The sequence below is a fragment of the Mesorhizobium sp. M8A.F.Ca.ET.181.01.1.1 genome (genome assembly GCF_004792025.1).
In the GTDB taxonomy this organism is placed as follows: Bacteria; Pseudomonadota; Alphaproteobacteria; order Rhizobiales; family Rhizobiaceae; genus Mesorhizobium.
Window position 1 is genome coordinate 1 of the sequence record NZ_SRTV01000126.1, and the last position, 347, is coordinate 347.

The window sequence follows — 347 nt, forward strand, 5'->3', positions numbered from 1 at the left end:
GGCATGGGCCGCACCGGCACGCTGCATGCCTGCGAGCAGGATGGCGTCGCACCCGACCTGATGACGATCGCCAAGGGGCTGGGCGGCGGCTATCAGCCGATTGGCGCGGTGCTGTTAAGCCAGAAAATCTTCGACGCCTTCGCCAACGGCTCAGGGCTCTTCCAGCACGGCCACACCTATATCTGCCATCCGATGGCCTGTGCCGCCGCGCTCGCTGTCCAGGAGGTCATTGCCCGCGACAAGTTGCTCGACAATGTGAAAGCCATGGGCGCGCATCTGGCGCGCCGGCTCGGCGAGCGCTTCGGCAATCATCCTCATATCGGCGACATTCGCGGGCGCGGCCTGTT

Annotated in this window: 1 protein-coding gene; it reads left to right on the forward strand. The window is 65.4% G+C overall.

Annotation, left to right across the window (positions count from 1 at the left end):
• Positions 1–347, forward strand: a 347-nt coding sequence (locus EN824_RS33875; protein WP_135933192.1) for an aminotransferase class III-fold pyridoxal phosphate-dependent enzyme, incomplete at both ends; no start/stop codon positions are given.